The 601-nt window shown below is 66.1% G+C and carries 1 protein-coding gene; it reads left to right on the top strand.

What is annotated here, in order from left to right:
* Positions 1-601, top strand: a 601-nt coding sequence (locus tag MKK82_RS00005) for an FtsK/SpoIIIE domain-containing protein (protein WP_279602590.1), incomplete at both ends; no start/stop codon positions are given.

The raw sequence follows: 601 nt of genomic DNA, 5'->3' as shown, positions 1-601 counted from the left end.
GGAGAGCAAGCACAAGCTGGCCCTGTGCCTGGGCAAGAACATCGGCGGCGAGCCGATCATCGCCGACCTCGCGCGCATGCCGCACCTGCTGGTGGCCGGCACCACCGGCTCGGGCAAGTCGGTGGCGATCAACACCATGATCCTGTCGCTGCTCTACCGGCTGAAGCCCGAGGAGTGCCGCCTGATCATGGTCGATCCGAAGATGCTGGAGCTGTCGGTCTACGACGGCATCCCGCACCTGCTCTCCCCCGTGGTCATCGACCCCAAGAAGGCGGTCATCGCCCTCAAATGGGCCGTGCGCGAGATGGAGGAGCGCTACAAGAAGATGTCCAAGATCGCCGTGCGCAACATCGACGGCTACAACGCCCGCATGAAGGAGGCCCGCGAGCGGGGCGAGACCATCACGCGCACGATCCAGACCGGTTTCGACCGCCATACCGGTGAAGCCGTGTTCGTCGAGGAGGCGATGGACCTGGCGCCGCTGCCGTACATCGTGATCGTGGTCGACGAGATGGCCGACCTGATGATGGTGGCGGGCAAGGACATCGAGGGGGCGATCCAGCGCCTGGCGCAGATGGCGCGGGCGGCGGGCATCCACCTG

This window comes from Methylobacterium sp. E-046 (genome assembly GCF_022829625.1).
Lineage (GTDB): Bacteria > Pseudomonadota > Alphaproteobacteria > Rhizobiales > Beijerinckiaceae > Methylobacterium > Methylobacterium longum.
This window is presented reverse-complemented; position numbering and strand designations above follow the sequence as displayed.